We start from the raw sequence: 24,685 nt of genomic DNA on the forward strand, positions 1-24,685 counted from the left end.
TCCCTTCATACAAGTTTTGTTCCTTTCATCAGGATTGGAATGCCCGCTTCAACCAGAAAAGCCTGGTTAGCTTTAGCAACGATTTGCTGATGAAGCTGTCCGAGCATTTTTCCATAAATGAAAACGAGGTCATTATCGAATGGTGGATCATGCAATACCTCGTTACTGACCACGATAAGCCTATGACATTTTACTGCGATTTGTTCAATTCCGCCTATAATGCTTTTCATCACCTTTTGCTGGAATGAATAATCCATCCATTGCTCATCCTTACTGAAAAACTCATTATTCAAAAGGGTCGTTAAGCAATCCAGCAAAATGATATCTGATTCGGTAAATGAACTAGCAAGCTCCTGTAGCCGAGTAGGCTTTTCCCATGTTTTCCAATTCAAGCCACTTTCTTCCCGATCACGCTGGTGCCTAAGAATTCGTTCCTTCATCTCCGCATCACTTGCCTCGCCGGCTGCAATGTAATGAAGATGGCCGCCAGTCTTTGCTGCTATTTCCGCTGCAAGCTTTTCTGCAAACCGGCTTTTCCCGCTTCGAACTCCGCCGCTAATAAAAATTAAGGACGATTCTGCCATTCCTCTATCGCCCCCATTAATACGTCATTATACTCTTGCCCCTTGATCGCAAACCGGAGCCAGCCACCCTCTAATCCTGGAAAGTTCATCGTATGTCTAGGGATAATTCCTTTTAAAAGTAAAAACTCGAAAAAGGGCAGCTGATCATGAAGAGCAGGATCCTTTAATAAATAAAAATTAACTCGTGAAGGAGAAAATAAAAATTCCCTTTGTTGATAAAACTGAAACAGCCTCTCCCTTTCCTGATCAATTAGCCGTCTCGTTTCCTCGACATAGACTTCACTAACTATGCACCACTCCCCTGCCTGTAAAGCAAGGGCATTCATGCTCCACTGCGGCTGAAGGCTCGCCAGCTCCTCTACCATCTGCTCATTTGCCATTAGATAGCCTAAACGCAGTCCCGGGATTGCAAACATTTTTGTCATCGAGCGAATAATGAGCAAATTCGAGTATTCATTTATGTAAGACGTTATCGATTCATATTCGGAAAGAAAATCATAAAAAGCCTCATCTACGATAAGAAGGCAATTTTGTTTCTGACATTCTTTCAGTAACTCAGTTAATAATTTTTTAGAGTAATACATTCCAGTTGGATTACATGGGTTACATAAAAATATTGCATCGATATCTAATAGTTTCTCGGCTATTTCTTCTAGCCTTAATTCCCATTTATCAGGATTTAGCTGATGATAATGAATAGAACAGCCGTTTATTCGGCAAGCTTCTTCATATTCAGAAAAAGCAGGCTGAACTATTAAAACCCTTTTTCCCGAAAGCATTCTTCCAATTAATGAAATCAGTTCGGCGCCTCCGTTGCCAATTAATATTTGTTCTTCCTTCAGATGCTCCTTTTCCGCTAGGCTTTTCTTCAGCTTACATCCTTTTGGATCCGGGTAATCTGATATTGCTGTAAATAGCTCCCCCCACTTTTCCTTCAATATTTCAGGAGGTCCTAAAGGATTAATATTCGCGCTAAAATCAATTCTTTCTTTAGGCATTTTCATTTGAAGACTCGAAAATAAATATTGAGGATTAGAACCATGTGAAGGCCATTTCAATGAGAATCCCTCCTATCCAAAGCAAGCATAAAAAGATTGGAATTGTCCGTGTAACAATTCTGTTGGTTTGAAGGATATGATTCTTTTCGAGTGTCACTAGCGGATCTCCCATTGTCGCCCGATTGGATACCATTCCTTTGTAAGTGTTAATCCCGCCAAGCTGAATCCCTAAAATGGCAGCAACAGCAGCTTCTCCCCAGCCTGAATTTGGGCTTGGGTGTTTTTTCGCGTCACGGAATACAGTTCTCCACGCCTGTTTTGAACTGATATGCACCGGCCTGTTTACAACAAGCTTGCAAAAAGAAGTTAATCTGCTTGGAATCCAATTGACGACATCGTCCAACCGGGCAGATGCCCAGCCAAATTCCCCATATTTATCATTCCGGTAGCCTACCATAGAATCACAAGTGTTAATTGCTCGATATATGATAGCTATAGGGGCGCCTCCAATAAGCGCCCAAAAAAGCGGAGCTGTAATTCCATCACTTGTATTTTCCGCTACTGTTTCAACTGCTGCTCTGACAATTTCAGGCTCATCCAGCTGATCTGTATCTCTCCCGACAATATAGGAAAGCTTATGTCTCGCCTCGTTTAAATCTCCTCTGTTAAGTGGGTCATACACTGTTAGCGCTGCCTCTTTTAAACTTTTTTGGGCAATGGCTGTCGAAATGAGTATCGCCTCTCCTAGAATACCTGCAATAAGATGAAGCTTATATAGAAAGCTGACAATGAGAAAGGAAATGCCTCCTGCCACAGCTAAAACGACGAGAAGCATGACAGCCCCTTTTACTTTTCTTGAACGGCCATGATTTAAGGCCTTGTCCAATTTATAAATAAAGGAACCCATCCATTTCACTGGATGCGGCCAGTTTGGCGGGTCCCCAACAACAAGATCGATCAGAACCGCAATGGATAGTGCAAAAAGATGATGAATGATCATTTTTTCACCCTTCTTCTGCTCTTTTGAATGGCTTCACGTGTACATTCATAAACACCTTTACCGATGATCTTTCCAAGCGGTGTAATTGTTCCGGCATATTCCAGCTTCCTCCCTCTTTGTGTGGAAGCAATTAATATACTGTCAGTCGATGTGCCTGTAGCCAATGTACCGGTAACAGCGTCTCTCACTTCTAAATCATGCATAGCTTTTACTTTTGCTTCAGTGGCAGTCATGATGCTTTGAATAATGGCTTCCTCTGTCATATCTCCGCTCACAAAAATCCACGTATTAATCGTTCCTGGCTGCATTTGAAAAACATGCTCGCTTCCTCTTGAGGCATCAATGGCATTTCCAACACCAGCAGTTACTATGATAAAAACAGAAAAACCTTCCTCGTCATACACCTGATATTTCACATCCTCCAGCATGACAGCCGTCATCATTCCAACTGTTTCCCCTGGTTCAAAACCGTGTATTTTCAAATAATCTGCCATCTCTTTGCGATGATCACTGCAATCGTAATCCTTATCGACATGGCGATTGACAAATAGCTGATGCCAGCCAGTTCCTGAACCAATGACCCCAGACGACATCGTACGGAGAGGGATAGGAGACCTGAACACAATATGTTCACCTGAAAGTTCTAGAAACCTCTCATCTAAATAACACGCTTCCCTTTCACCTGTCAGTTCCTCAGGAAGCAATACCATTTGAGGAGCAGGCACTTTCGGGTGGGGCTGCTTTTCAATTTTTGTATTATAGACTTTCCGAATCCGGTCTTCACGCAGCACTTCATTTGGTGAATCATTTATATTAATTACGCCATTTTCAAGCAGTAACAGCCTGTCACAATATAGACCTGCTAGATTCAAGTCATGAAAAATAGAAATAACGGTCAGTCCGCGATTTTTAGTCCAGTCCTTCAACAAATCAAGTAAGTCCTTTTGAAAAGAAAGATCGAGATGGTTTGTTGGCTCATCCAGCAGCAATATTTCTGGTTCTTGAGCCAATGCCTGTGCTAAGAAAACACGCTGTCTTTCCCCTCCGGAAAGCTCGTGAATATAGTGATCTGCAAAATGATCAACACCTGTTTGTTCCATCGCTTGTCTAACGACCCGTTCATCCTCTTGTGACCAGGAATGAAACCAGCCCTTCTGATGTGCATACCTTCCTAATGAAACTGTTTCCTTTACTGTATAAGAGAAGCTTTGCATCGAATGCTGGGGCAGGACAGCAATAATTTTTGCTAACTCTTTAGGCGGGTAATCCTTTAATGATTTTCCTTTTAAAACGATTTCTCCACTGCTAAAAGGCAGAATACCGCTAAGCATTTTCAGCAAGGTTGTTTTCCCGCTCCCATTCGGACCTAATATTCCAAACAGCTCCCCTTTCTCCAGTTCGAAGGAGACATTTTTGATAACGGAAGCTCCTGTATATCCCCCGCTTACACTTAAGACGTTAAGCATGTCTATCCTCTTCTTTCCGTTCGTCTATTCATTAATATAATCGCAAATACAGGTGCTCCAATGAGTGCTGTAATCACGCCAATGGGAAGCTCTGTTGGAGAGATGATCGTTCTAGCAATCAGATCAGCAAGAATTAAAAATCCACTCCCAGTTAAAATCGACAAGGGCAATAAATGTTTATGATCCGGGCCCCATAGTAATCTTGTTAAGTGAGGTATAACAAGCCCTACAAAACCAATCGTCCCTGATACAGCGACGGCTGCCCCGGTTAACATCGATCCAGCAAGGAGGATCATCATTTTTCTTCTCTGCACATTTACCCCAATATGCTGTGCTCGCTCTTCCCCAAAAGACATAGCATTTAATTCATGACTATTTAATAAAAGTATAGCTGACCCAATGATAAAAAATGGCAAAATAATTTTAATATAGGCCCAGCCCCTCATCGACACACTGCCTAAAAGCCAGCCAATAATTTGCCTTAATTCTTCGCCTGTAAGTGCAATCATGAGTGAAATGAACGCTCCTAAAAATGAGCTAAAAATAATTCCTGTTAAAATTATGGTCTCTACCTTCATGGAACGCTCCACTTGGCGAGCAAACAATAGCACAAAGAAAATGGTAATAAAAGAAGATAGAATACTTAATAATGGCAATGTAAATAAGCCCACATATGGAATTGAGATACCGAAGAATAAAGTAATAACAGCTCCCACTGAGGCGCCTGAAGAAACGCCAAGTGTATAGGGATCTGCAAGAGGATTTCTTAGTAAACCTTGGAAAGCGGCTCCCGCAATTGCGAGAGACGCGCCAACCAAGCCGGCAAGAATAACCCGAGGAAGCCGGATATTCATGACGATATTTGCATACATGGACTCAATTAGTTCATTAGGTGTATAGCGGAAAATTTCAGCACCAATTATGTTCAAAATATCCATCGCTGGAACAGATACAGTTCCAATCGAGATGCCGAGCAGCATAGCAATAAATAAAAATCCTGCTGCTAATAGATACGCTAAAACTTTATTATTTAAATATGTCCGGATAAATTGCTTTTGCAAGTAGCTCTACTCCTTCAACAATCCTTGGGCCTGAACGGGTAACTGTATCTGAATCGACATCTATCACTTGTTTATTTTTAACAGCATTAATGTCCTGCCAGCCATCACGTCCTAATACGTTTCCTACAGGGTCTTCTGTATAGTATCCGTGAGTTGTAATAATAACATCCGGATTTCTCTCAATTACAGCCTCTGGATCCATTTTTGGCCAGCCTTCTTCTTTAACCACATTATCAGCATGAATCATCTTAAGCATTTCGTCCATAAACGTGTTAGCACCAACTGCATAAATATCTGGAGCTGGCGATACTTCTACAAATACTTTTTTACGATCTTTATCCTTAATGGCTTTAGCCTTTTCCTTAATATCTTCAAGCTTTGCCTTCATATCTGTGACAAGTTTTTCTGCTTCTTCCTTATTTCCTGAAGCAGTACCAATCATATTAATAGAGTCAAATACTTGATCAAAATTCTTTGCGTCATTTACAACTAAAACAGCAATACCAGCATCTCTTAACTGCTGAAGTCCTGCTTCAGAATTATGAGCACTTGATGCATGTGCTAATACTATATCAGGGCTTAATGAAATAATCTTTTCAACATTAAATTCCATGCCGCCAATTTTTTCTATGTCTGCCGTTTCAGCAGGGTAGTTGTCATAATCAGAAACACCAACTACTTCATTGCCTAAACCTAATCCAAATGCAATTTCTGTATTACTAGGGATTAGAGAAACGATTTTTTCTGGGCGAGATTGGATAACAACCTCTTTCCCTATTGCGTCCTTTATTGTAACAGGAAAATCAGCTTTTTCCTCTTGCGTGACCTGAGTTTCTTTTTCTGCAGCATTTTCCTTCGTTTTATCCGCACTTTCTCCGCAACCAGCAAGAACGCCAATTGCTAAAAGGAGTGCAAACATTAATGAATACAGCTTCTTCATTCTAGATTCCTCCAATTTTTTCATCTTATAAAATAAAAAAACATCTCCACATTTGATATGGAGATGTTTGCATAGGTATACGAGAATATAAGGCAAGTACCTGTCCAAACACCTCCTATCCTCGTAGGGTTGTGGTGCGCAAAGATTAGGCAGGTCTCCTGGCTCATGGTCATTGCTTTTCTGCACCTTCCCATACTTTTGTACAGTGGCATATTGCAGTAAGCTCCCATTTACAGTGGCGGGACCGCGTTGGATTTACACCAACTTCCCTTTTAAGTCTTCCTTGGAAGAAGACACCTATTCTCAAAATACATATGAAATTTTTCCGCAATATTGATTATACACTATATTTCTGAAAATGGAGCAGATTTTTGTCAATTTTTGTTTTCTATAACTTAAAGTGTCCAGAATTAAGACGTGAATAATAAAAAGGCCAATAACTGCTATTGGCCATACATTTTCCATTCCCTCGATTTTTTATCAAAAACGAGCTTTGCAGCACAAGGCGTCTTGACGATATATTCATATTCCTCGTACATTTCGTCCATATCTGCAAAATCACCGATTGGCCAGATCGGAATCTCAATTTTTGCCCGGCTCTGGTCAATGTCTTTAATAGACAAGACTGCCCCTTCCCTCATTAGAGGCTTCAATGCTCGCAGAATGTCATTAGCAATAGGTGGATATGTTTTCTTTTTCTTCAGTCCGAGCAGAGACTTTTCAACCTTCGTTTGAACCATCTTTTCCGGGATAACCTCTCCAAGCATTCGGTAAAAGTCATTAAAATCTCGATAATATGTTTTATTAAACCAGCCGTCATCATGAGCTAAGTAGACATAGCGATTACTTAAATTATTGTAAAATGGCGGTTTTAAATGTTCTTTCAAATGCCCGAGGTATAAAAGCTCTGCAATTGCCTGGCCAGAGAGTTCATTTAAATCCTCTTCCTCTTCGAAATCAATCCAGCAGAAATCACCATAGGTGTGTACATCTTTATCCATTAACTTTTTCAGCTTGTCTTTTGATACATATTCATGTAAGGTGTGCATATTAAAGTCAGCATCATCGTAGCGATGCTTTAATAAGAGCAAATTGTTCAACGAATGATACAAAGCCTGTGAAAACTCACCAAACTCTATTCCGTACGTCAAGACATACTGCTCTCGTTCATTTAGATGAATATAGATGATATCCCGAATATTATGGTTCCTTTTTTTCAATGGTGAAACCTCCGAACATATGATAACTGCTCTCCATCACGAAGAGATAATTTGCATGAAATATATATAAACAAAATGATCTTATCAATAATAATTATATAAAGTATAGCTTATTTTAAAATTTCGCAAATAAAGTTTCAATTATATTTATCATAACGCCATTTCTTTCAATAGCAAAATTTTTTATAATAGGCATGGAAAGTATTAATATATGCTCCATTCAATTCATATATAACATCATTTCGGAGAAAGGAGTGTGAGACGAATGATTCAGAATATGACTGAAAACCAAATCACTCTTCACATTATTAAATCATTAAAAGAAAATAAGAAAAAAGAGTTTGAAACCATTCTCGATGAATTGCAGCCTTATGATATTGCCCAAATATATGAAGATCTTCCCGAAAAGCATAAAACAAGATTTTTGATCTTTATGAATGTTGACCGTCTTGCTGATCTTATTCAGGAGCTTAGCAAAGAAGATCAGCTTGAGGTTTTAAATAAATTAGGGATAGAGAAATCGGGTAAAGTATTAGATTTAATGGATAATGATGACTTAGCCCTTCTCTTGGATGATTTATCCCCTGAAAAAATAGCTTCGCTTCTTTCCGGAATGAAAAAAAGCGAATCCCAAATAGTTCAAGATATCATGAACTATCCTCCAGAAACAGCTGGAAGATTGATGACCAACCGCTTCGTTTGGATCCGCGATTATTATACTGTAATAGATGCAGTTGGAAAGCTAAAATCTTTTGTAGAATTTGCTGAAACGATAAATTATTTATATGTTATCGATCAGGATCGAAAGCTTGTTGGCGTTGTATCTTACCGTGATCTGCTTATTGCCGAGCCTGGAGAACTTATCAAGAATATCATGTATGAGCGAGTCATATCCGTTACTGTCACCACTGACCAAGAGGAAGTCGCAAGGCTCATTGAAAGATATGACTTTCTAGCCATCCCTGTCGTCAACGAAGACAATGTACTTATGGGAATCGCTACTGTCGACGATATCATTGACGTCGTCATTCAGGAAGCTAATGAGGATTTTGAAAAACTTTCTGCTACTGGGAAATCGATTGATTTTGAAACAAAAGCTTTTGTAGCCGCCTACCGCAGGCTCCCATGGCTTATTTTGCTCTTATTTATCGGAATTTTATCAGGCAGTATCATTAGTGGTTTTGAAGAAACACTACAAAAGGTTGTTGCTCTCGCCTTTTTCATGCCAATGATTGCAGGAATGACTGGAAATACCGGAACACAATCCCTTGCAGTAGTTGTTAGAGGACTTGTTTCCAACGATATTGATAAAAAAGTTGTCACTAAACTGATTATGAGGGAATTTGGTGTTAGCTTAATAATCGGGACTATTTGCGGCATTCTAATTTACATCATTGCTTTCGTTTGGCAATCAAATGCCATTTTAGGAGCTGTTGTAGGCTGTTCCTTATTCCTGACTTTAATTATCGGAACGTTAGCAGGTACTATTATTCCGCTTATTTTATATAAGCTTAAGATCGATCCTGCTGTTGCCTCGGGCCCATTAATTACTACATTAAATGATATTTTCTCACTTGTTACGTATTTTGGAATTGCTACGATGTTTATCAAACACCTAATGTAAAGCGCGGATTATGTCCGTGCTTTTATTTTTTTCGAAACCCTTACGTCTATTTATTCGTCATATATTAAGATAGTTGGAAATACATTGAAAGGGTATTTCTTCTTTGTTAGGATGAATGGAGAATGAATGGAAAAAGGTGTTTGTTATGAATAAATCAATAAAAGTAGCAGAACGATTTGATTGGACCTTATGTCTGCTATTGTTCATATTTTTTATAATTAGTTGTTTTGCTATCTATAGCGGACAAGGGTCAGGTCAATATGAGGGCAATTTCGTTTTAAGCCAAATTAAGAACTATGCTGTTGGCATTGCGATAATTGGAGTTGTCATGTATTTCGACAGTGAACAAATTAAGAAGCTTTCGTGGATCTTATATGGAATTGGTGTTGTGCTGCTTATCGGCCTTTTTGTTGCCCCTCTTGATTTAGTACCAAACATAAAGGGCGCAAGACTCTGGTACCGAATTCCATTTCTTGGTTCTTTCCAGCCATCAGAATTTGTTAAGGTGTTCCTCATCATTACATTAAGCCGAGTAATCGTAACTCATTACGAAAAGTATGTAGTGAAAACTCTAAAAACTGATTTTTTTCTTTTATTAAAATTAGGAGCAGTAACATCTGTTCCATTAGGACTTATTATCATTGACGATTTAGGTACTGCACTTGTCATTATTGCCATTCTAACCGGAATTATATTAGTTTCCGGAATTTCATGGAAAATTATTGTCCCTATTTATGGGCTTGGCGGTATTTTTGCAGGTATTGTTTTATACCTCGTTATTTGGGCACCTGATATACTGCAAAAATACTTGAAAGTAGAAACCTATCAATTTTTCCGTATTTATTCCTGGTTAGATCCAGCTGGCCACAAACAAGGAGCTGGTCTTCAGCTTTATAAATCCTTACAGGCAATCGGCTCCGGTCTATTAACAGGAAAAGGCTTTAGCGAAAGGCAAGTGTATATTCCGGATAGCCATACCGATTTCATTTTTAGTGTGATTGGAGAAGAATATGGATTTATAGGCGGAAGTATCGTCATCAGCTTATTTTTCTTACTTATTTACCATTTAACAAAAACAGCTCTCGAAACTCAGGACCCGTTTAATACTTACATTTGTGTAGGGATTATTTGCATGATTACCTTCCATGTGTTTCAAAACATCGGAATGACCATTCAGGTCTTGCCGATTACAGGAATTCCGCTTCCTTTTATTAGTTATGGGGGTAGTTCCTTGATGGGGAATATGATGGCAATGGGGCTAGTCTTCAGCATTCGTTATCATCATAAATCGTACATGTTTGCTAATGATTCAAAGTATGTAGCTAAGAAAGCTAATTAAAATAATAAAAATCGGGCAAGCCGCCCGATTTTTATTATGCTGAACCTTTTAGATTTGCTTTATATCTTTGAACCTTTAGGATGGAATGAACAAAGAAATATAGAATAAAACATCCTAATAAGACAAGCCCGACAATGCTTAAATTTACAAGTTTTAAGATAACACTTGTTAGGGTAGCAATATAAATTCCACTAAGAAGGAGACTTATTTCTTTATTCTCATAGTATCTCGTCAGCTTAGCGCCAAATGAAGAACCGATAAGTCCGCCTGCAACAAGCAATAAGCTTACTTTATAATTAATTGAAACCGTGAACGCGTATGATAAAAAAGCGACAGGAACAATTAAAAAAATGGTAAAGAGGCTTGTTCCAATGGCTTTCTTTGGTTCGAACCCTAAGAAGGCAACAGAAAGTGGAACGATGATAAAGCCGCCGCCTACACCTAATGTAGTGGAAACAAAGCCAGCAAAAGCACCTATGAAGATCATTTTTATGATGGATGGTGAAATAGGTTGTTTATTTTCATTCTCGGCTGACTTCTTGCCCTGCTTAAACATCTTCATCGCAAAATAGGATAGTAAAATAATATAGAAAATAGGGATAACCCATTCATCTAAGCCTCTGTTTTCTAAGAACATAACGAACGGCCTTGCAAGCTGAGTGGACGCAATTCCGCTTATTCCGAGAATAATCCCATTTTTCCACAGGATATTCTTAAGTTTAATATGTGTAGTAATACCTGAAAAGGATGTCCCAAGTGTGAACAACAGACTTGTCGTCACCGCTTCAATCGGAGAGTAGCCAAAAAGCATTAGTAAAGGCGTTAAGATAAATCCGCCTCCTACTCCAAAGAAGCCAGATAATACGCTAATACAAGCACCTAATAAAAAAAACAATAAGATTAGCAATGAAAAAACTCCTCACTGAATGTGATCTTTCTTATATTGTAGATGATTTATCCACATTATGCTAAATTTTTTCACATGGTGGGCGCATGACGAACAAGTTGGGAAATGCTATACTTTCATTTAGTTTATTAAAGGAGAATATATTTTATGTCTGAGATGATACACGCAATCGAAGGATGGTTAATGGAATATGGAGTATGGGGATTGTTTTTTGTATCCTTTGCAGATTCCTCCTTTTTTCCAATTCCTCCTGATGTTTTATTGATTCCAATGGGAATTTCAAATCCTGACAGTGTCATTAGGTATGCGTTTATTACAACTGTAGCTTCTGTACTAGGCGCTATATTCGGCTGGTTTATCGGTAAAAAGTTAGGGCGCCCCGTCCTTAGATTAATTATTTCAGAGGAAAAAATTCAAAAAGTAGAACACTATTTTTCTAAATACGGTCCTATGGCGATCCTCGTCTCAGCTTTTACGCCCATTCCGTATAAAGTGTTTACTATTTTTGCAGGGATTTCTAAGGTTCCATTACGTGTTTTAGTCATTTGGTCTATTATCGGACGTGGAGCACGCTTCTTTTTAGAAGCTGCCTTTATTATCGTTCTTGGTGCAAAGGCAAAGCCCTTTATCGAAGAAAACTTCTCTTTAATCACTATTATTGGATCCATACTTATTGTAGTTGCGTATGTTATTTACCTTCTAATACGAAAGAAGAAGAAAAACTAATCAGCTCTTCCATTCAGTTAAAACACACTTAGTTTTATTATGGCGTATTTTTTTATAATACTTATTGTTTAATATTGACTTAGGAAGAATAGAATACTTTTTTCAAAACCGTCAGTGAGTTTTCTCACTGGCTTTTTCTCTTTAAAAGAAGGAAATAACTTCTAAATAGTGAACTAATACAATAACTATTTTGTAGGATGTGGTAATTTGAAAAAATATATAGTTCTGTTGGATATCCTTTTTTACGTTGTATTTCCTTTGGCCGTTTGGAACTTGGGCAGAGGCTTTATCGGAGACTATTTAGCAATGATTCTTTCAACAGTGCCTGGGATTCTCTACAGCTTGTACCGCTTCTTTGAGCTTAAGAAAGTAAATTTCTTCGGAATTTATTTACTAACAAATTTGCTCATTACCTTTCTTATCGATGTACTCGCTGGCTCAGCCATTCAGCTCCTATGGAATAACGTCATTTATTCTTATATTTTAGGGCTGATTTTCTTTGGAACTATTATTGCCAAGCGGCCTATTTTCTTATATATGGCGCTTGATTTAATAGAAATGCAGGGGCAAGATCGTTCCGAGATGAAATCTCTCTTTTTTAGCAAAAGGATACGATCCATCTTTAGTTGGATTACGGCTGGCTTTGCTTTAAAGTTCATCATTCTTGCTGGAATAAAAACCTGGCTTATTCAGGAATATGGTGTAGAAGCTTTTGATAAAGGAATTATCTTAAGACAAATATTAAATTGGGGATTTACGATTGTTTCGTTGAGCGGCTTTTATTTTATCAATAAGGAGCTGGGAAATTCCTCCCCTTTCAACCAAAATGAAACGAATAAAGAGGAGAGCCCTATTTAAAATAATCACCAAGGCTACCGAAAAAGATGATAAGATATTTCTATTGAACATTTTTCAAGGAGCCATTGTCTATGAACAACATCAAGTATTCAATCTTTATTTTCATAGGTGCCTGCAGCTATGGAATATTAGCTTCCATCGTTAAAACAGGTCTAACAGCCGGTCATACCGTCTACGAACTAACCGGAAGTCAGTACCTTTTTGGCTTAGTCCTTCTTCTGCTCACTATTCCTTTTATAAAAAAGGTTAAAGTTACGTTTAAGCAGGCAGGTTCTCTCATGTTAACCGGTACTGCTTTAAGCCTAACAGGAATTTTTTATGGATTAAGCCTTGAAAGAGTCTCCGCTTCTTTAGCCATTGTCCTCTTATTTCAATTTACTTGGATAGGCATATTGATTGAAGCGATTTATGAAAGAAAGCTTCCAAGCAGAAATAAAATTATCTCTGTTATCTTTCTAATTATTGGTACCATTTTTGCTAGTAATTTAATTACAAGTACAGGACAGACCCTTCAGATTGATGGTTTTATTTACGGTTTATTGTCTGCCGTAACTTATGCAGTATTTATATTTGCCAGCGGGAAAGTGGCTGCAGGTGTCCCTAGCATTCAGCGCAGTATTTTTATCACACTTGGCGGGCTTCTCGTTCTTCTGTTTGTTGCTGGACCAGTACTGCTTAAAAATGGTATTCATTTAGACGGATTGTGGAAGTATAGCCTATCAATGGCCTTTTTTGGAGCAATTTTTCCTATTGTTCTATTTGCAATTGGAACCCCGAAAATTGATGCAGGGTTGGCTACAATTGTTGGCTCAGTAGAGCTGCCTGCAGCCATTGTTGCAGCCATGCTAATATTGGGCGAGAAAATCTCAAGTGCCCAAATGATCGGGATTACGCTTATTTTAATTGGCATTTCTATTCCCCAGCTGCGATTTATTAAAATATCACGAAATAGATTAGGAACATAATAGCTTTATAGGAGGGTCTTCCCTCCTTTTCTTATATATTATGAAAAATGGAGGGAAGAACATGATCTTCAAAGAAACGATTGTATCCGATGAGGAGCTTCGGACATTATTAGGAACACCAAGCAAAAATGTCGAAAATAAAACGATAAATCATCTTGACCATCATTGCTGCGACTTCATTTCAAAATCACCTATAATATTTGTTTCTACTGCTGATGCAAATGGATATTGTGATACTTCTCCTAGAGGGGATGCTCCTGGCTTTGTCCATATTATTGATCATCAGCATTTCGTGATTCCAGAAAGGCCCGGAAACAAGCGAATGGATTCACTAAGAAATATTCTTGCCAATCCCCATATAGGTTTAATTTTTATCATTCCAGGCCTTGAAGAAACACTGAGGATTAATGGGAAAGCTTGTGTGATTAGAGACACTGAGATTCTAAATAAAATGGCTGTTAACGGAAAGCCTCCTTTGCTTGGCATCGGTGTCCAAGTTGAAGAATGCTATATTCATTGTGCAAAAGCCTTTAAACGTTCGAAACTTTGGCATGCTGAAACTTGGCTGACAAAAGATGAGCTGCCATCCCCCTCTCATATACTAGCTGCCCATATTAACTTGCCGGAAATAACAGAAGAATCGATCCTTGCATCACTTCAAGAAAGCTATACAAAAAGACTTTATTAAACAAAAGGGAAAAGATGAAAAAAGTAAAAAACTGTCGATGTTTTATACATTCGACAGTTTTTTTATTTTTGGTTGTGTTAAATTATGCACTTGTTGATTGCAGCGGAAATCAACGGCTACGTTTAACAGAGCCTTATTTTTTAATTCAATTATCAGGGGGAAATATCCTATGAAAAGTCTTCGGCTCAAACTGCTCCTAAGCTTTGGGATCATTATCGTTTTAACATTAACTGTATCCCTTATTAATTCGTTTATTATTCGTCGATTAATAACGATACAGAAGACATCCTATCAGAACAGCTTCCAACCTTAATTCATGATGAACAGTGGAAAAGACCCCTCATTCCAGGTTCATATTTCCACTATTTATTTCTATTTTAATAGGCAGAACAATATCAATTGTTGTCCCTTGATTGATCTCACTATTAAATTGGATCGTTCCTCCGTGGTCCTGAATAATCTTATGACAAATCATTAACCCGATTCCAGTTCCTTTTTCTTTTATACTGTAAAAGGGTTCATAGATTCTTTTCATTCGATCCTTTGAAATGCCACACCCCTGATCAACAACATGGATCTTAATATGCCTTGAACCATCCCTTGTTGCTCGAATAGTAATTTGTCCGCCATCGTGCATCGCCTGAATAGAATTTTGAAGAATTTTAATTAATACTTTTTTAATTTGATAATTGTCGCAATAAATTTGCGGTAAGTCGGGATCAATGATAGGAACAATTTCAATATTATTGAGAATAGCTTGTGTATTAATTAATGTTATAACCTTTTGTAATAGGGCCATAATATCCGTTTCCAACGTTTGACTTGCTTGTGGCTTAGCAAGCGTTAAGAACTCTTTGATTATTTTCTCGATATTATTTATTTCAGATAACGCAATATCGATATAATTAGATTTATTAAATTCCTGTTGCAACATTTGAAGGAATCCTTTTATGGAAGTAAGTGGGTTCCTAATTTCGTGTGCAATACCTGCAGCCAAATGCCCGGCTACTGATAATGTTTGCGTTTTACACATAAATTCATCTATTCTCTTTCTCTCTGATATATCTCGTCCAAATACAATAATATGTTCTATTACGCCATTAGCTCCGATGACAGGGTTAAATTGAGTCTCTACATAAAGCCATTGACCATTTTGATGCCTAACACGAAACTCTATTTGACTTGGCGTTTTAGTTGATACTATTTGATTAAACTGCTGTTCAATCAAAGGGATATCATCGGGGTGAACCCAACTATTCTCTTGATTTGGAGCTTCAGGTTTCGGTAAAAATCCTAATACTTTTTGAAGGGATGGAGATGCATATGTAATCCTTCCCTTTACATCACAAACTGTCACCAAGTCCGTCATGTTTTCTGCAATGAGACGATAATTGGACTCACTCTGAATTAAGGCCTCCTTGAACTGCTTCATTTCTGTAATATCAACACATGAGCCTATGACTTCAACTACTTGCCCTTCTCTTTGAATAGGGCGTAATGAGACAATGCATTCAACATTGTTTACTTTACACTCATAAGTGACATAATCCTTACCATACCAAGCACTCTGATAGTATTGACCTTTTATTTTAGCGATGTCAGCAGGCAGGAAGTCATTAAGCTCCCGATCAATAATTTGTTCTGGCAGTAAACCCATTCGATAGAGTAATTCACCATCACATAAAGTATGAATGAATTTTCCATCCTTTTTTTTAAATTTGAATATCATACCCTGTTGTTGTCTAACCGTTTCCACTAATTCTTGACGGGCAAGCTGTATTGCTTCTTCTGACCATTTTCGATTGGATAGCTCTTTCGGTATCCCTTTTTTCGTAATGATTTGTTCTATTTCTCCAAATCTTCGAAAAATTTTATCCGGGGGTATGGGCTTGCTAAATAAATATCCTTGGGCCTCATCGCATAAGTTTCTCTGGAGAAAAATTAAATGGTCTCTTGACTCAACACCTTCAGCTACCACTGTAAGTTTTAATTGATGAGCCATGGCAATAATTGTTTTTACAATGGCTGAATCATTTGTGTCTTCTATACAATTTCGTATAAATGATTGATCAATTTTAAGTTTATTGATTGGGAGCCTTTTTAAGTGTTGAAGTGAACTGTATCCTGTTCCGAAATCATCCAAACTAAGCTGAACTCCTATGCTTTTTAATTCCTTCAAAATTTTTATCCCATGTTCGATATCCATTAACATGCTTTCGGTTATCTCAAATTCAAGAAACTCAGGAGCGAGCTTCGTTTCTTGAAGAATCCCTATAACGATTTCAATAAAATTAGGTTGATAAAGCTGACGAACTGAAAGATTTACCGAAATTATCATGGGGGTAAGACCTGATTCCTGCCAAGTCTTATTTTGTAGACAAGCAGACCGCAAAACCCATTCTCCAATAGGATTAATAAGCCCTGTCTCTTCAGCAAGGGGAATAAATTCTGCGGGTGAAATGACCCCTTTCTTTGGATGATTCCAGCGAATCAATGCCTCTATTCCGACAATCCCCCCTGAAGTTAGGCTAAGTTTGGGCTGATAATGTATAAATAATTCATCTCGTTCGATTGCATTTCGAAGATTTTTTTCAAGTTCTAACATTTCATTTTTATGTCTGATTTGATTGGATAGACTCATTTCCATTTCATATCGCTCTCCTCAGAAACTGGACTTATCCAAAGAGTTTTGGATTTATTCATTAATTAATATATGTCTACATAAAATGTGAGATCTCTTTAATTTATTTCAAAGGGCATCATTAGATAAAGACTTAGTAGAAAGTTCATCCCTTAACAAAGCCTTTTCTTATTAAACTTAGTATCTATTTCCGATGTTAATCTTTCTAATGAGATAAGTACTTTTTTTAAAAATAATAAGTACATCAACTTTGCTACAATCTAATCCAAAGATTAGAATTTCCAATTGATAAATCCATATTTGGAACATTATTCCCATTCCCCTTTAAAAAAAGTAAGAAATTATTAACATCCTTGACCGTTTGAAAAAAGGGAATAATTTCAAAATTTATTGATCGATGATAATTTATATAAGCGATCAAAATTTTTTCATTTACAAACGAAAAATAGTGAATGTTAGTATGGTTATACAGAAATAGGCAGAGTCTATCTAACGAATGTTGAATATCTTCCGTGATTCGTTTATTTTCATATTGAAATTGACTTAACAGAAAATCGTAACGTGATACTCCTCCTATTGAATTATGCATTACACATTACTCCTGTCAAAAAGCGTATCTATAACCCAATGATTAAATAATATTGAATTTGAATCGTATTGTTATATTGATTGTCGAAAACTTTGGATAAGAACATTAAGCGGAATGAGGTAACATATCCCTTAGTTTAAGGCAGGGGCGATTCATAGCAAACAGAACCGCCGCCTCCCCTAAAACCTCTCTAATAGCTCCTAAAAACTAAAATTATTCAACTTTAAATTGATTTACTTTCTCTTTAAGACTTTCTACTAGATTAGACACATTATTGGTTGATGCTAAGTTTTCCTCTAAAGTAGCGACCTGTTCTTCTGCAGCTGCCGCAATGGTGGTCATACCCTCTGACATTTGTACACTGGAATTATTTATTTTATCAATTTGTTCTGAAGCAATGTCGGCTTGTTTATTCACAATAGTGGATGTTCGATAAATATCCTCTACTTGAACAGAAATTGTTTCGATCGCTCCAGAAATGCTTTGGAATGAATCTAAACTTTGGTTAACTAACAATTCAACCTCGCTAAACGAGGACGAACCATTCTTCATCAGTTCGATCGCATGTTCAGTACGAATTTGAATCTCAGCAAGCATCGTAATAATATCAGCACCAGCTTTACTTGTTTCCTCCGCTAGCTTACGCACTTCATCTGCAACAACGGCAAACCCTTTTCCGTGCTCTCCTGCTCTTGCGGCCTCAATAGCTGCATTTAAAGCAAGTAAGTTAGTTTGACTAGCAATCGATGTAATTAATTGAGTTATTTTCCCGATCTTATCCATGCGTTCTCCTAACTCTTCAACAGCAACTGAGGAATTTTGCAGAGTTTGATTCACACGGTTCATTTCTTCTTGAACACTTTGGCTTGTCTTTTGACCGATCATAGCAGAAGTAGATGCTTGTTCTGCTGTAGAGGATGCCCCTTCTAAGCGATTCGTTATATTTAATATCTCTGTTTGAAGCCCATTAATAATTTCTGTAGCAGACTCCACATTTTCTTTCATGGCATTCATTTCTTCAGCAATGGATGAAATAGTTGCAGCGACTTGATCTGAGGCAGTCCCAGTTTGAGTTGCTCCCTCACTTAGTTGCGAGGTTAACATGCTTATTTCGCTTGTAGCCATTTGAACATCGTTTAGCATCCCACTCATCATACTATTGGCGTTATTAATATTTTTCGCCAATTCAGCAAATTCGTCATTTCCTTTTATTTCTGCTCTGACAGTTAGGTTCCCTAATCCTACTTTACTCATTACATGACTGACAATCTCAATGGATTTAGAGCTTCTTCTTAATGCTAAGAAAGCAATAATCACGACCAGTACGACTGTAATTCCTGTAATGATAGAAATCAATAAAGCCATTTTTTTAATAGGCTCATAGAATTCAAAATCAAATCCTGCCCCTGCCAGGACAACAATAGTATCCTTTCCAAATAAGGCAGTATTATTGCTCCATGATTCTACCTCATTTGTAATAGAAAGCTTTTTTAGTACTTTTGAAAAATACTCTTTTTCACTCCCGTTTGGATCTATATCTACACCTGGGAGTGGATCCATATTTTTTTCAAAGTGAAAACCATCCTTAGCGCTTTGAATCCTTTCATAAATCACTTTCCACAATGGTTCTCCAGCATACTGATAATAGTCATTTTCACCTAATATATAATCAATATGCTTCTTCACATTTTCTGGTAAATCTTTATTGGCAAATAACTCTTCTTTATCAAATACTATAGTCATTCCCTGAGGTTGATCCTCCATTTTTGGATCAGTAGGCATAAATAAAAATTTTGGGATCCATGTATTCTTATCAATATAAAATCCAAACAAGTTTCCATACTTCCCATACTTTAAAGTGTTTTGGGATAAATCACGTGTCCCATCTGCATTTTTTGGACCATTAATAGTTATCCTTGCTTGTTCAATCGCCTGTTCCTTTGTAAGAGTTCCATCCTCTACTTGTTTTGCAAGCATATTCATTATTTGTTCTGCATGGTTATTAACGGCTATTAGATCATTTCTTGCATCTTTTACTAATACACTCTTTGTGTATCCGTATGTACTAATTCCGATAATTAACGAAGGAACAAGAACGCATATGAACATTAAGAATAACATTTTAAAACGAAATGTTTTTAAAAAGGATAATTTATTCTCCATACTTTTTCCCCTCCTCATTTCCTTATAACTATAGTTTTATAGTACAAAATACCGAATTTTTGTATAGGTCTTTTTGTATAGTAGGAAACTACTTTTTGATATTTTTCCGCATAAATCTATGGGAATCCACAAAAAACGCCATAATTCTGGAAGGAAATACGGCCATATAAAAAGACAGTTGAAAGTTCATAGGTTGAACTTTCAACTGTCTTTTTGAAATACAGAACTTTCGGATCGGCCTCGTTTTATACCTAAGTACAATTCTTGTGAAAAGTAAGATCTATTTATGATTTAATAATTTTACTGCTTGCATTCTATTTTTTACATTTAGTTTTGAATAGATAGTTGAAATATAATTTTTAATAGTATTTTCAGATAAATCCATCTTTTCGGCAATGATTTTGTACTTGTATCCTTCAGCCAAATAATAGAGAAGATCAATTTCGCGATCGGTTAAACCATATTCCACTTTTAAATTAATCTCTTCTTTATTAGATAATGAAGATGGATTATCAGTTACCTGATTAATTATTAAAGTAGCTATATCTTTAGATATAAGTGTATTACCAGTCGAAACAAGTCGTATGGAGTCAACAAGCTGTTTAGGGCGAATTGATTTTATTAAATATCCTTCCGCTCCATATTTTATCGCATCAATAGCATAACCAATATCTTGGAATGTGGTTAAAATAATAATTTTTACATTTGGATATTTTTCTTTTATAGCTTTTGTAGCCTCTATTCCGTCCATTTCGGGCATGTGAATATCCATTAATATAATATTAGGCTCATAAAGGGAGCACATTTGTACGGCTTCTAATCCATTTTGACATGTTCCTACAATCTCAATATCATCCTCATCATGTAGAAGTACAGCAAGGCTTTCTCGAATTAACTCTTGATCATCAGCGAGTAGCACTCGAACTCCCTTACTTAATTTTTTTACTTTTTCAATAGGCAATTCACAATCAATCTTTGTACCATTTGAAGTCGAAGAAACGACAAGGCGACCTCTTAATGCATCTATCCGATCCTTCATTGTAGATAGACCATATCCGAATGACAGTTTTTCATTACCCTTTCCATTATCTTGAATGCTTAATGCCACACTTTCCTCCTGGTAATTAAGTGTAACTCTAATTTCTCTTGTATTTCCGTGTTTAACAGCATTTGCTAATGATTCCTGTAAGCAGCGAATCAGGCATAAGTTAAAGGAATTAGACAACTGTATTTCTTCCCCATACACATTAAATTGGATGCCTACATTAGTTTGCGAAGAAAAGTCTTCCGTAATTTGCAGCATTTTAGATGATAACCCTTCGTATTCAGTTAGAATGCCTGATTGATGAATGGTATTTCTGGTATTATTCAGGGTTTCTCTAGAAAGGCTTTCAAGAGAATCTATCTTCTTTTTTGCCTCTTCAGGATTATGCTCCAATATATTTTTAATATTCTCCAACCCTAATACAATTGCAGTAAATGTATATCCAATGGTGTCGTGAAGCTCTCTATTTATCCGATTCCGCTCCTCATGAATGGTTAATTCCTCAATTTTATTTGAATATTGCTCTAAAATTAGGTTTTTTTCTTGAATGAGCTTGAATTGTTCCTTATTTTCTTTCAATAGCTGATCAATTTTATCGTATAAATAGGTTTCGCTGTCATTTCCTTTAATATTTACTTCTATCTCCTCGGAAAAGTTTGGGAACTCTTTTCTAATTTGATCAATCGACTCATGTATCTTAAGCAGAATCTTTACAGATTCCTGCTTGGCCATTTTCGATTCCTTTTTTCTGCGAATAAATAAATAACTGAGCGTAATGCAAATGATTGAGGTTGAGAATATTACCAAGGCAGTAAGGATTGCTAATCGATTAATAGGATCTATCATTTCAAAATCAAAACCAGTTACAACTAATACAATAATAGTATCTTTTCCGAAAAAGTTTTCGTTACGGCTCCAAGAAGGAACATAGTTTACATAGGAGGTTTTTTTATGAACTTTAGAGAAGTAGTCTTTATCATTTGGATTAGGATTGACACCAGGTAATGGGTCCATATTCTTTTCAAAAAATCCATTATTTTCAGTAATTTTTTGATTAATTAATTCCCAAATTTGTTTACCTGCATAGTTGTAGTACCCGTTCTCACTTAATATGTAATCATATTGTTTTATTATATTTTTTGGAAATTCACTACTATTTAATAAGCTCTCTCTTGTAGGAATTTTATAGAAGGCTTGAGGCATATCTTCCATATTGGTGTCACTAGGGTTAAATAGAAATTTAGGGGTCCATGTAGTTGTATCAATATAAAATCCATATAGATTTCCATATTTTCCGTATTTAAAGGAACTGCTCCTAAAATCTCGCATTCCCCTAAAATCTTTGGGGCCAACTATTGTTTCCCGAGCTTCTTCAATGGCTTGTTCTCTTGTAAGAGTACCATTGTCTACAAGTTTGCTGAGCATTTTTAAAGTATCATTTGCATTTGCATATATGGACATCATATCCTTTTGGGCATCTTTTATTAATATATCTTTCATATACCTATAGGTCGAAATACCTAAAATAGTTGAAGGTATAGTAATTAAGAAGATAATTATTAATATTATTTGTAGTCTATGAACTTTAGATAATTGTAAGAATTTCATCGTAGTCACCTTATTAGCAAGTTATCATTATTTTACATTAAATTCATTCCTTTTTGTAAAATAATTTCAATGAAATGTGCCTGTATTTCTATTAATTTATTCCCTGCCGATATAAAAAACCCCTGATAATTAAGGTTGGTAGCTCTGTCCAAATCACAAGAATGGTTTAGAGCAAGCCATTCTTTTTTTATTCCCCCTTTTCAGGAAAAAATCTTATTGACATCCCCCCGTTTCAGGAGTATTTTATTAAACACATTATTTAAGGGAAATCTATACCAGAATGAAATTAATGGGGGTATATTCTTGAGGAAGCGTGTTGTATTAATTGAGAATAACGGCAGGTGTGGCAATGATAAATAAGACGATAAAAATTAGTCCACCTCAGCTTCTTGTACTTGTATTTGCTTTCTTTATTGGAGTGGGCACAGTTTTATTAAAACTCCCCTTTTCAACAAAGCATTCCATTTCTTGGATAGACGCACTTTTCACCACTACTTCTGCCATGACAGTAACAGGACTTAATGTGGTGGATACGGTAACGACCTTTACGGTTTTTGGCCAAATCGTCATCATGTGCCTGATCCAATTGGGCGGCTTAGGGATTATGTCATTTGCCGTATTAATTTACTTAATGCTCGGTAGAAAAATTGGCTTTAAGGAGCGTCTATTAATGCAGCATGCTCTTAATCAAACTTCGTTAGGTGGAGTCATTAGTCTCGTCCGCAACCTATTTATTTTTTCCTTTATTATTGAGGGCTGCGCTTTAGTTTTGCTTGCCATTCGCTGGGTTCCCGAATACGGCTTGGCCAAAGGGTTATACTACAGCTTGTTTCACTCTGTTTCTGCTTTTAACAATGCTGGATTTGCTTTATGGAGTGATAACCTTACCCAATTTGTCGGTGATCCTGTTGTAAATTTAGTGATTTCGTTATTATTTATTATTGGGGGAATTGGTTTTACAGTTTTAATTGATTTAAAACGGGCCAAAACCTTTCGAGAGTTATCTCTACATTCAAAGCTAATGATTATTAGCACGGTTGCTATCAACCTTGTTTCCATGGTAGTAATCTTTTTGTTAGAAAGAAACAATCCAAATACTTTAGGGCCATTAACAGGCTGGGAAAAGTTCTGGGCTTCTTACTTTCAGGCAGTTTCCCCGAGAACAGCAGGGTTTAATACCGTTGATTTAAGCGGAATTGAGGATCCAACGGCTTTTTTTATGACCTTCCTCATGTTTATTGGGGCAGGAAGCGCTTCTACTGGCGGCGGGATTAAACTCACAACCTTTATCATCTTTATTCTTGCTGTCACTGCCTTTATTCGCGGCAAGAAAGACCTTGTCGTTTTTCGTAAAACAATTAGCGATTCCTTTGTGTTTAAAGCACTCGCAATCGCGATGATTAGTCTACTGTTTATTAGCATTGCGATCTTCCTTTTAACCATTACAGAAAAGCAGCCTTTTATAAAAATTACCTTTGAAGTCCTGTCTGCGTTTGGTACTGTTGGTCTGACAATGGGATTAACAGGTGATTTATCTGAAATCGGGAAAGAGATCATTATTTTTATCATGTTCCTCGGAAAATTAGGACCTTTAACATTAGTATTCTCGTTTGCCCGCAATCAAGGCGAACAAAAAGTCCGTTATCCTAAAGAAGATATATTAACTGGCTGATTAATGAAGCTTACAGAATACTTTTCTGCAGGCTTTTTTTATTGATCCGAAACGCCTGCCGTATATGACGGACAACTTTGTTACTAAACTGAGCAAGATGACCGTCATTTACTTTATGACGGACAACTTCGTTATTAATCCGAACAAGATGGACGTCATCCACTCTATGACGGACAGCTTCGTTACTAATCCGAGCAAGATGGACGTCATTCTCTCTATGACGGACAACTTTGTTAATAATCCGAACAAGATGACCGTCATTCTCTCTGTGACGGACAACTTCGTTATTAATCCAACAAGATGGCCGTCATCCACTCTATGACGGACAGCTTCGTTATTAATCCGAGCAAGATGACCGTCATCCTCTTCATGACGGACAACTTCATTATTAATCCGAACAAGATGGCCGTCATTCTCTCTATGACGGACAGCTTCGTTACTAATCCGAGCAAGATGGACGTCATTCTCTCTATGACGGACAGCTTCTACTACTAAACTGAGCAAGATGACCGTCATTCGCCACAAGAATTATTCTTGCTTGCCAAACAAACCGACGCTGCCAATCTCAACCTTGTAAAAAGAAAAAACGCT

The 24,685-nt window shown here is 37.0% G+C and carries 20 protein-coding genes, 1 pseudogene and 1 riboswitch; of the genes and pseudogenes, 8 read left to right on the forward strand and 13 right to left on the reverse strand.

What is annotated here, in order from left to right:
* Positions 1 to 5: 5 nt before the first annotated feature.
* The 7 genes from H0173_RS04460 to H0173_RS04490 all read right to left on the reverse strand — a co-directional run bounded on the left by H0173_RS04460 (position 6) and on the right by H0173_RS04490 (position 7,269).
* Complete coding sequence (locus tag H0173_RS04460; RefSeq protein WP_221845004.1) at positions 6 to 584, reverse strand: bifunctional adenosylcobinamide kinase/adenosylcobinamide-phosphate guanylyltransferase; 579 nt, start codon at positions 582 to 584, stop codon at positions 6 to 8.
* Positions 566 to 1,642, reverse strand: coding sequence for a threonine-phosphate decarboxylase CobD (gene cobD, locus H0173_RS04465; protein ID WP_221845012.1), 1,077 nt, complete (start codon positions 1,640 to 1,642; stop codon positions 566 to 568). The genes H0173_RS04460 and cobD overlap by 19 nt, the downstream gene beginning before the upstream one ends.
* A complete protein-coding gene (gene cbiB, locus H0173_RS04470) occupies positions 1,617 to 2,582 on the reverse strand; it encodes an adenosylcobinamide-phosphate synthase CbiB (protein WP_221845028.1) in 966 nt (321 codons plus the stop codon). Before cbiB ends, cobD begins: the two co-directional genes overlap by 26 nt.
* Positions 2,579 to 4,048, reverse strand: coding sequence for an adenosylcobinamide amidohydrolase (locus tag H0173_RS04475; RefSeq protein WP_221845035.1), 1,470 nt, complete (start codon positions 4,046 to 4,048; stop codon positions 2,579 to 2,581). Before H0173_RS04475 ends, cbiB begins: the two co-directional genes overlap by 4 nt.
* A 2-nt stretch (positions 4,049 to 4,050) precedes the next feature.
* Positions 4,051 to 5,109, reverse strand: coding sequence for a FecCD family ABC transporter permease (locus H0173_RS04480; RefSeq protein WP_221845037.1), 1,059 nt, complete (start codon positions 5,107 to 5,109; stop codon positions 4,051 to 4,053).
* Positions 5,075 to 6,049, reverse strand: coding sequence for an ABC transporter substrate-binding protein (locus H0173_RS04485; RefSeq protein ID WP_221845039.1), 975 nt, complete (start codon positions 6,047 to 6,049; stop codon positions 5,075 to 5,077). Before H0173_RS04485 ends, H0173_RS04480 begins: the two co-directional genes overlap by 35 nt.
* 131 nt (positions 6,050 to 6,180) lie before the next feature.
* Positions 6,181 to 6,365: riboswitch (cobalamin riboswitch) on the reverse strand.
* 127 nt (positions 6,366 to 6,492) lie between these two features.
* Positions 6,493 to 7,269 carry a hypothetical protein gene (locus H0173_RS04490; protein ID WP_221845040.1) on the reverse strand — a complete coding sequence of 259 codons (777 nt, stop codon included), beginning with the start codon at positions 7,267 to 7,269 and terminating at the stop codon, positions 6,493 to 6,495.
* Between the two features lie 265 nt (positions 7,270 to 7,534).
* On the opposite strand from H0173_RS04490, the gene mgtE reads away from it, so the two are divergent.
* Both mgtE and H0173_RS04500 read left to right on the forward strand, forming a co-directional pair.
* Complete coding sequence (mgtE, locus tag H0173_RS04495; protein WP_221845042.1) at positions 7,535 to 8,893, forward strand: magnesium transporter; 1,359 nt, start codon at positions 7,535 to 7,537, stop codon at positions 8,891 to 8,893.
* Between the two features lie 145 nt (positions 8,894 to 9,038).
* Positions 9,039 to 10,232 (forward strand): FtsW/RodA/SpoVE family cell cycle protein, encoded by a 1,194-nt coding sequence (locus H0173_RS04500; RefSeq protein ID WP_221845044.1) that lies wholly within the window; start codon positions 9,039 to 9,041, stop codon positions 10,230 to 10,232.
* A gap of 34 nt (positions 10,233 to 10,266) precedes the next feature.
* Here the strand turns inward: H0173_RS04500 and H0173_RS04505 are convergent, their stop codons facing one another.
* Positions 10,267 to 11,139 (reverse strand): sulfite exporter TauE/SafE family protein, encoded by an 873-nt coding sequence (locus H0173_RS04505; protein WP_221845046.1) that lies wholly within the window; start codon positions 11,137 to 11,139, stop codon positions 10,267 to 10,269.
* Between the two features lie 147 nt (positions 11,140 to 11,286).
* Here H0173_RS04505 and H0173_RS04510 point away from each other — a divergent pair, with 147 nt between their 5' ends.
* The 5 genes from H0173_RS04510 (at position 11,287) to H0173_RS04530 (ending at position 14,689) form a co-directional block, all read left to right on the forward strand.
* Positions 11,287 to 11,865: a YqaA family protein gene (locus H0173_RS04510; protein WP_221845048.1), complete on the forward strand. Its 579-nt coding sequence runs from the start codon at positions 11,287 to 11,289 to the stop codon at positions 11,863 to 11,865.
* Between the two features lie 207 nt (positions 11,866 to 12,072).
* The gene (locus H0173_RS04515; RefSeq protein ID WP_221845050.1) at positions 12,073 to 12,723 is read left to right on the forward strand and encodes a VC0807 family protein; all 651 of its coding nucleotides are present in this window, start codon (positions 12,073 to 12,075) and stop codon (positions 12,721 to 12,723) included.
* 71 nt (positions 12,724 to 12,794) lie between these two features.
* Entirely contained in the window at positions 12,795 to 13,688 is an 894-nt protein-coding gene (locus tag H0173_RS04520) for an EamA family transporter (RefSeq protein ID WP_221845058.1), read from the forward strand.
* 61 nt (positions 13,689 to 13,749) lie between these two features.
* A complete protein-coding gene (locus tag H0173_RS04525; RefSeq protein WP_221845060.1) occupies positions 13,750 to 14,376 on the forward strand; it encodes a pyridoxamine 5'-phosphate oxidase family protein in 627 nt (208 codons plus the stop codon).
* 169 nt (positions 14,377 to 14,545) lie between these two features.
* Entirely contained in the window at positions 14,546 to 14,689 is a 144-nt protein-coding gene (locus H0173_RS04530) for a hypothetical protein (protein WP_221845062.1), read from the forward strand.
* A 27-nt stretch (positions 14,690 to 14,716) separates the two neighbouring features.
* On the opposite strand, the gene H0173_RS04535 is transcribed toward H0173_RS04530, so the two are convergent.
* From H0173_RS04535 to H0173_RS04545, 4 genes and pseudogenes are all read right to left on the reverse strand, one after another.
* A complete protein-coding gene (locus tag H0173_RS04535; RefSeq protein ID WP_221845064.1) occupies positions 14,717 to 17,023 on the reverse strand; it encodes an EAL domain-containing protein in 2,307 nt (768 codons plus the stop codon).
* Between the two features lie 796 nt (positions 17,024 to 17,819).
* Complete coding sequence (locus H0173_RS22630; protein ID WP_396021181.1) at positions 17,820 to 18,761, reverse strand: methyl-accepting chemotaxis protein; 942 nt, start codon at positions 18,759 to 18,761, stop codon at positions 17,820 to 17,822.
* Between the two features lie 21 nt (positions 18,762 to 18,782).
* Positions 18,783 to 19,787 (reverse strand): annotated as a pseudogene (locus H0173_RS22635) (HAMP domain-containing protein); the annotation flags it as partial.
* Positions 19,788 to 20,049: 262 nt separating this feature from the next.
* The gene (locus tag H0173_RS04545) at positions 20,050 to 22,422 is read right to left on the reverse strand and encodes a helix-turn-helix transcriptional regulator (RefSeq protein ID WP_221845068.1); all 2,373 of its coding nucleotides are present in this window, start codon (positions 22,420 to 22,422) and stop codon (positions 20,050 to 20,052) included.
* 349 nt (positions 22,423 to 22,771) lie between these two features.
* Here H0173_RS04545 and H0173_RS04550 point away from each other — a divergent pair, with 349 nt between their 5' ends.
* Positions 22,772 to 24,094: a TrkH family potassium uptake protein gene (locus tag H0173_RS04550; protein WP_221845070.1), complete on the forward strand. Its 1,323-nt coding sequence runs from the start codon at positions 22,772 to 22,774 to the stop codon at positions 24,092 to 24,094.
* A gap of 108 nt (positions 24,095 to 24,202) precedes the next feature.
* Here H0173_RS04550 and H0173_RS04555 read toward each other — a convergent pair whose 3' ends face one another.
* Complete coding sequence (locus H0173_RS04555; protein ID WP_221845072.1) at positions 24,203 to 24,619, reverse strand: hypothetical protein; 417 nt, start codon at positions 24,617 to 24,619, stop codon at positions 24,203 to 24,205.
* Between the last annotated feature and the right edge of the window lie 66 nt (positions 24,620 to 24,685).

The organism is Bacillus sp. S/N-304-OC-R1 (assembly GCF_019749375.1).
In the GTDB taxonomy this organism is placed as follows: Bacteria; Bacillota; Bacilli; order Bacillales; family Cytobacillaceae; genus Cytobacillus.

Excerpts from the sequence above, each read along its gene's own strand:
- H0173_RS04460 (WP_221845004.1), bottom strand. The coding sequence starts at position 584 with ATGGCAGAATCGTCCTTAATTTTTATTAGCGGCGGAGTTCGAAGCGGG.
- cbiB (WP_221845028.1), bottom strand. The coding sequence starts at position 2,582 with ATGATCATTCATCATCTTTTTGCACTATCCATTGCGGTTCTGATCGAT.
- H0173_RS04475 (WP_221845035.1), bottom strand. The coding sequence starts at position 4,048 with ATGCTTAACGTCTTAAGTGTAAGCGGGGGATATACAGGAGCTTCCGTT.
- H0173_RS04485 (WP_221845039.1), bottom strand. The coding sequence starts at position 6,049 with ATGAAGAAGCTGTATTCATTAATGTTTGCACTCCTTTTAGCAATTGGC.
- mgtE (WP_221845042.1), top strand. The coding sequence starts at position 7,535 with ATGATTCAGAATATGACTGAAAACCAAATCACTCTTCACATTATTAAA.
- H0173_RS04500 (WP_221845044.1), top strand. The coding sequence starts at position 9,039 with ATGAATAAATCAATAAAAGTAGCAGAACGATTTGATTGGACCTTATGT.
- H0173_RS04510 (WP_221845048.1), top strand. The coding sequence starts at position 11,287 with ATGTCTGAGATGATACACGCAATCGAAGGATGGTTAATGGAATATGGA.
- H0173_RS04520 (WP_221845058.1), top strand. The coding sequence starts at position 12,795 with ATGAACAACATCAAGTATTCAATCTTTATTTTCATAGGTGCCTGCAGC.
- H0173_RS04525 (WP_221845060.1), top strand. The coding sequence starts at position 13,750 with ATGATCTTCAAAGAAACGATTGTATCCGATGAGGAGCTTCGGACATTA.
- H0173_RS04530 (WP_221845062.1), top strand. The coding sequence starts at position 14,546 with ATGAAAAGTCTTCGGCTCAAACTGCTCCTAAGCTTTGGGATCATTATC.
- H0173_RS04535 (WP_221845064.1), bottom strand. The coding sequence starts at position 17,023 with ATGGAAATGAGTCTATCCAATCAAATCAGACATAAAAATGAAATGTTA.
- H0173_RS22630 (WP_396021181.1), bottom strand. The coding sequence starts at position 18,761 with ATGATGAGTGGGATGCTAAACGATGTTCAAATGGCTACAAGCGAAATA.
- H0173_RS04545 (WP_221845068.1), bottom strand. The coding sequence starts at position 22,422 with ATGAAATTCTTACAATTATCTAAAGTTCATAGACTACAAATAATATTA.
- H0173_RS04550 (WP_221845070.1), top strand. The coding sequence starts at position 22,772 with ATGATAAATAAGACGATAAAAATTAGTCCACCTCAGCTTCTTGTACTT.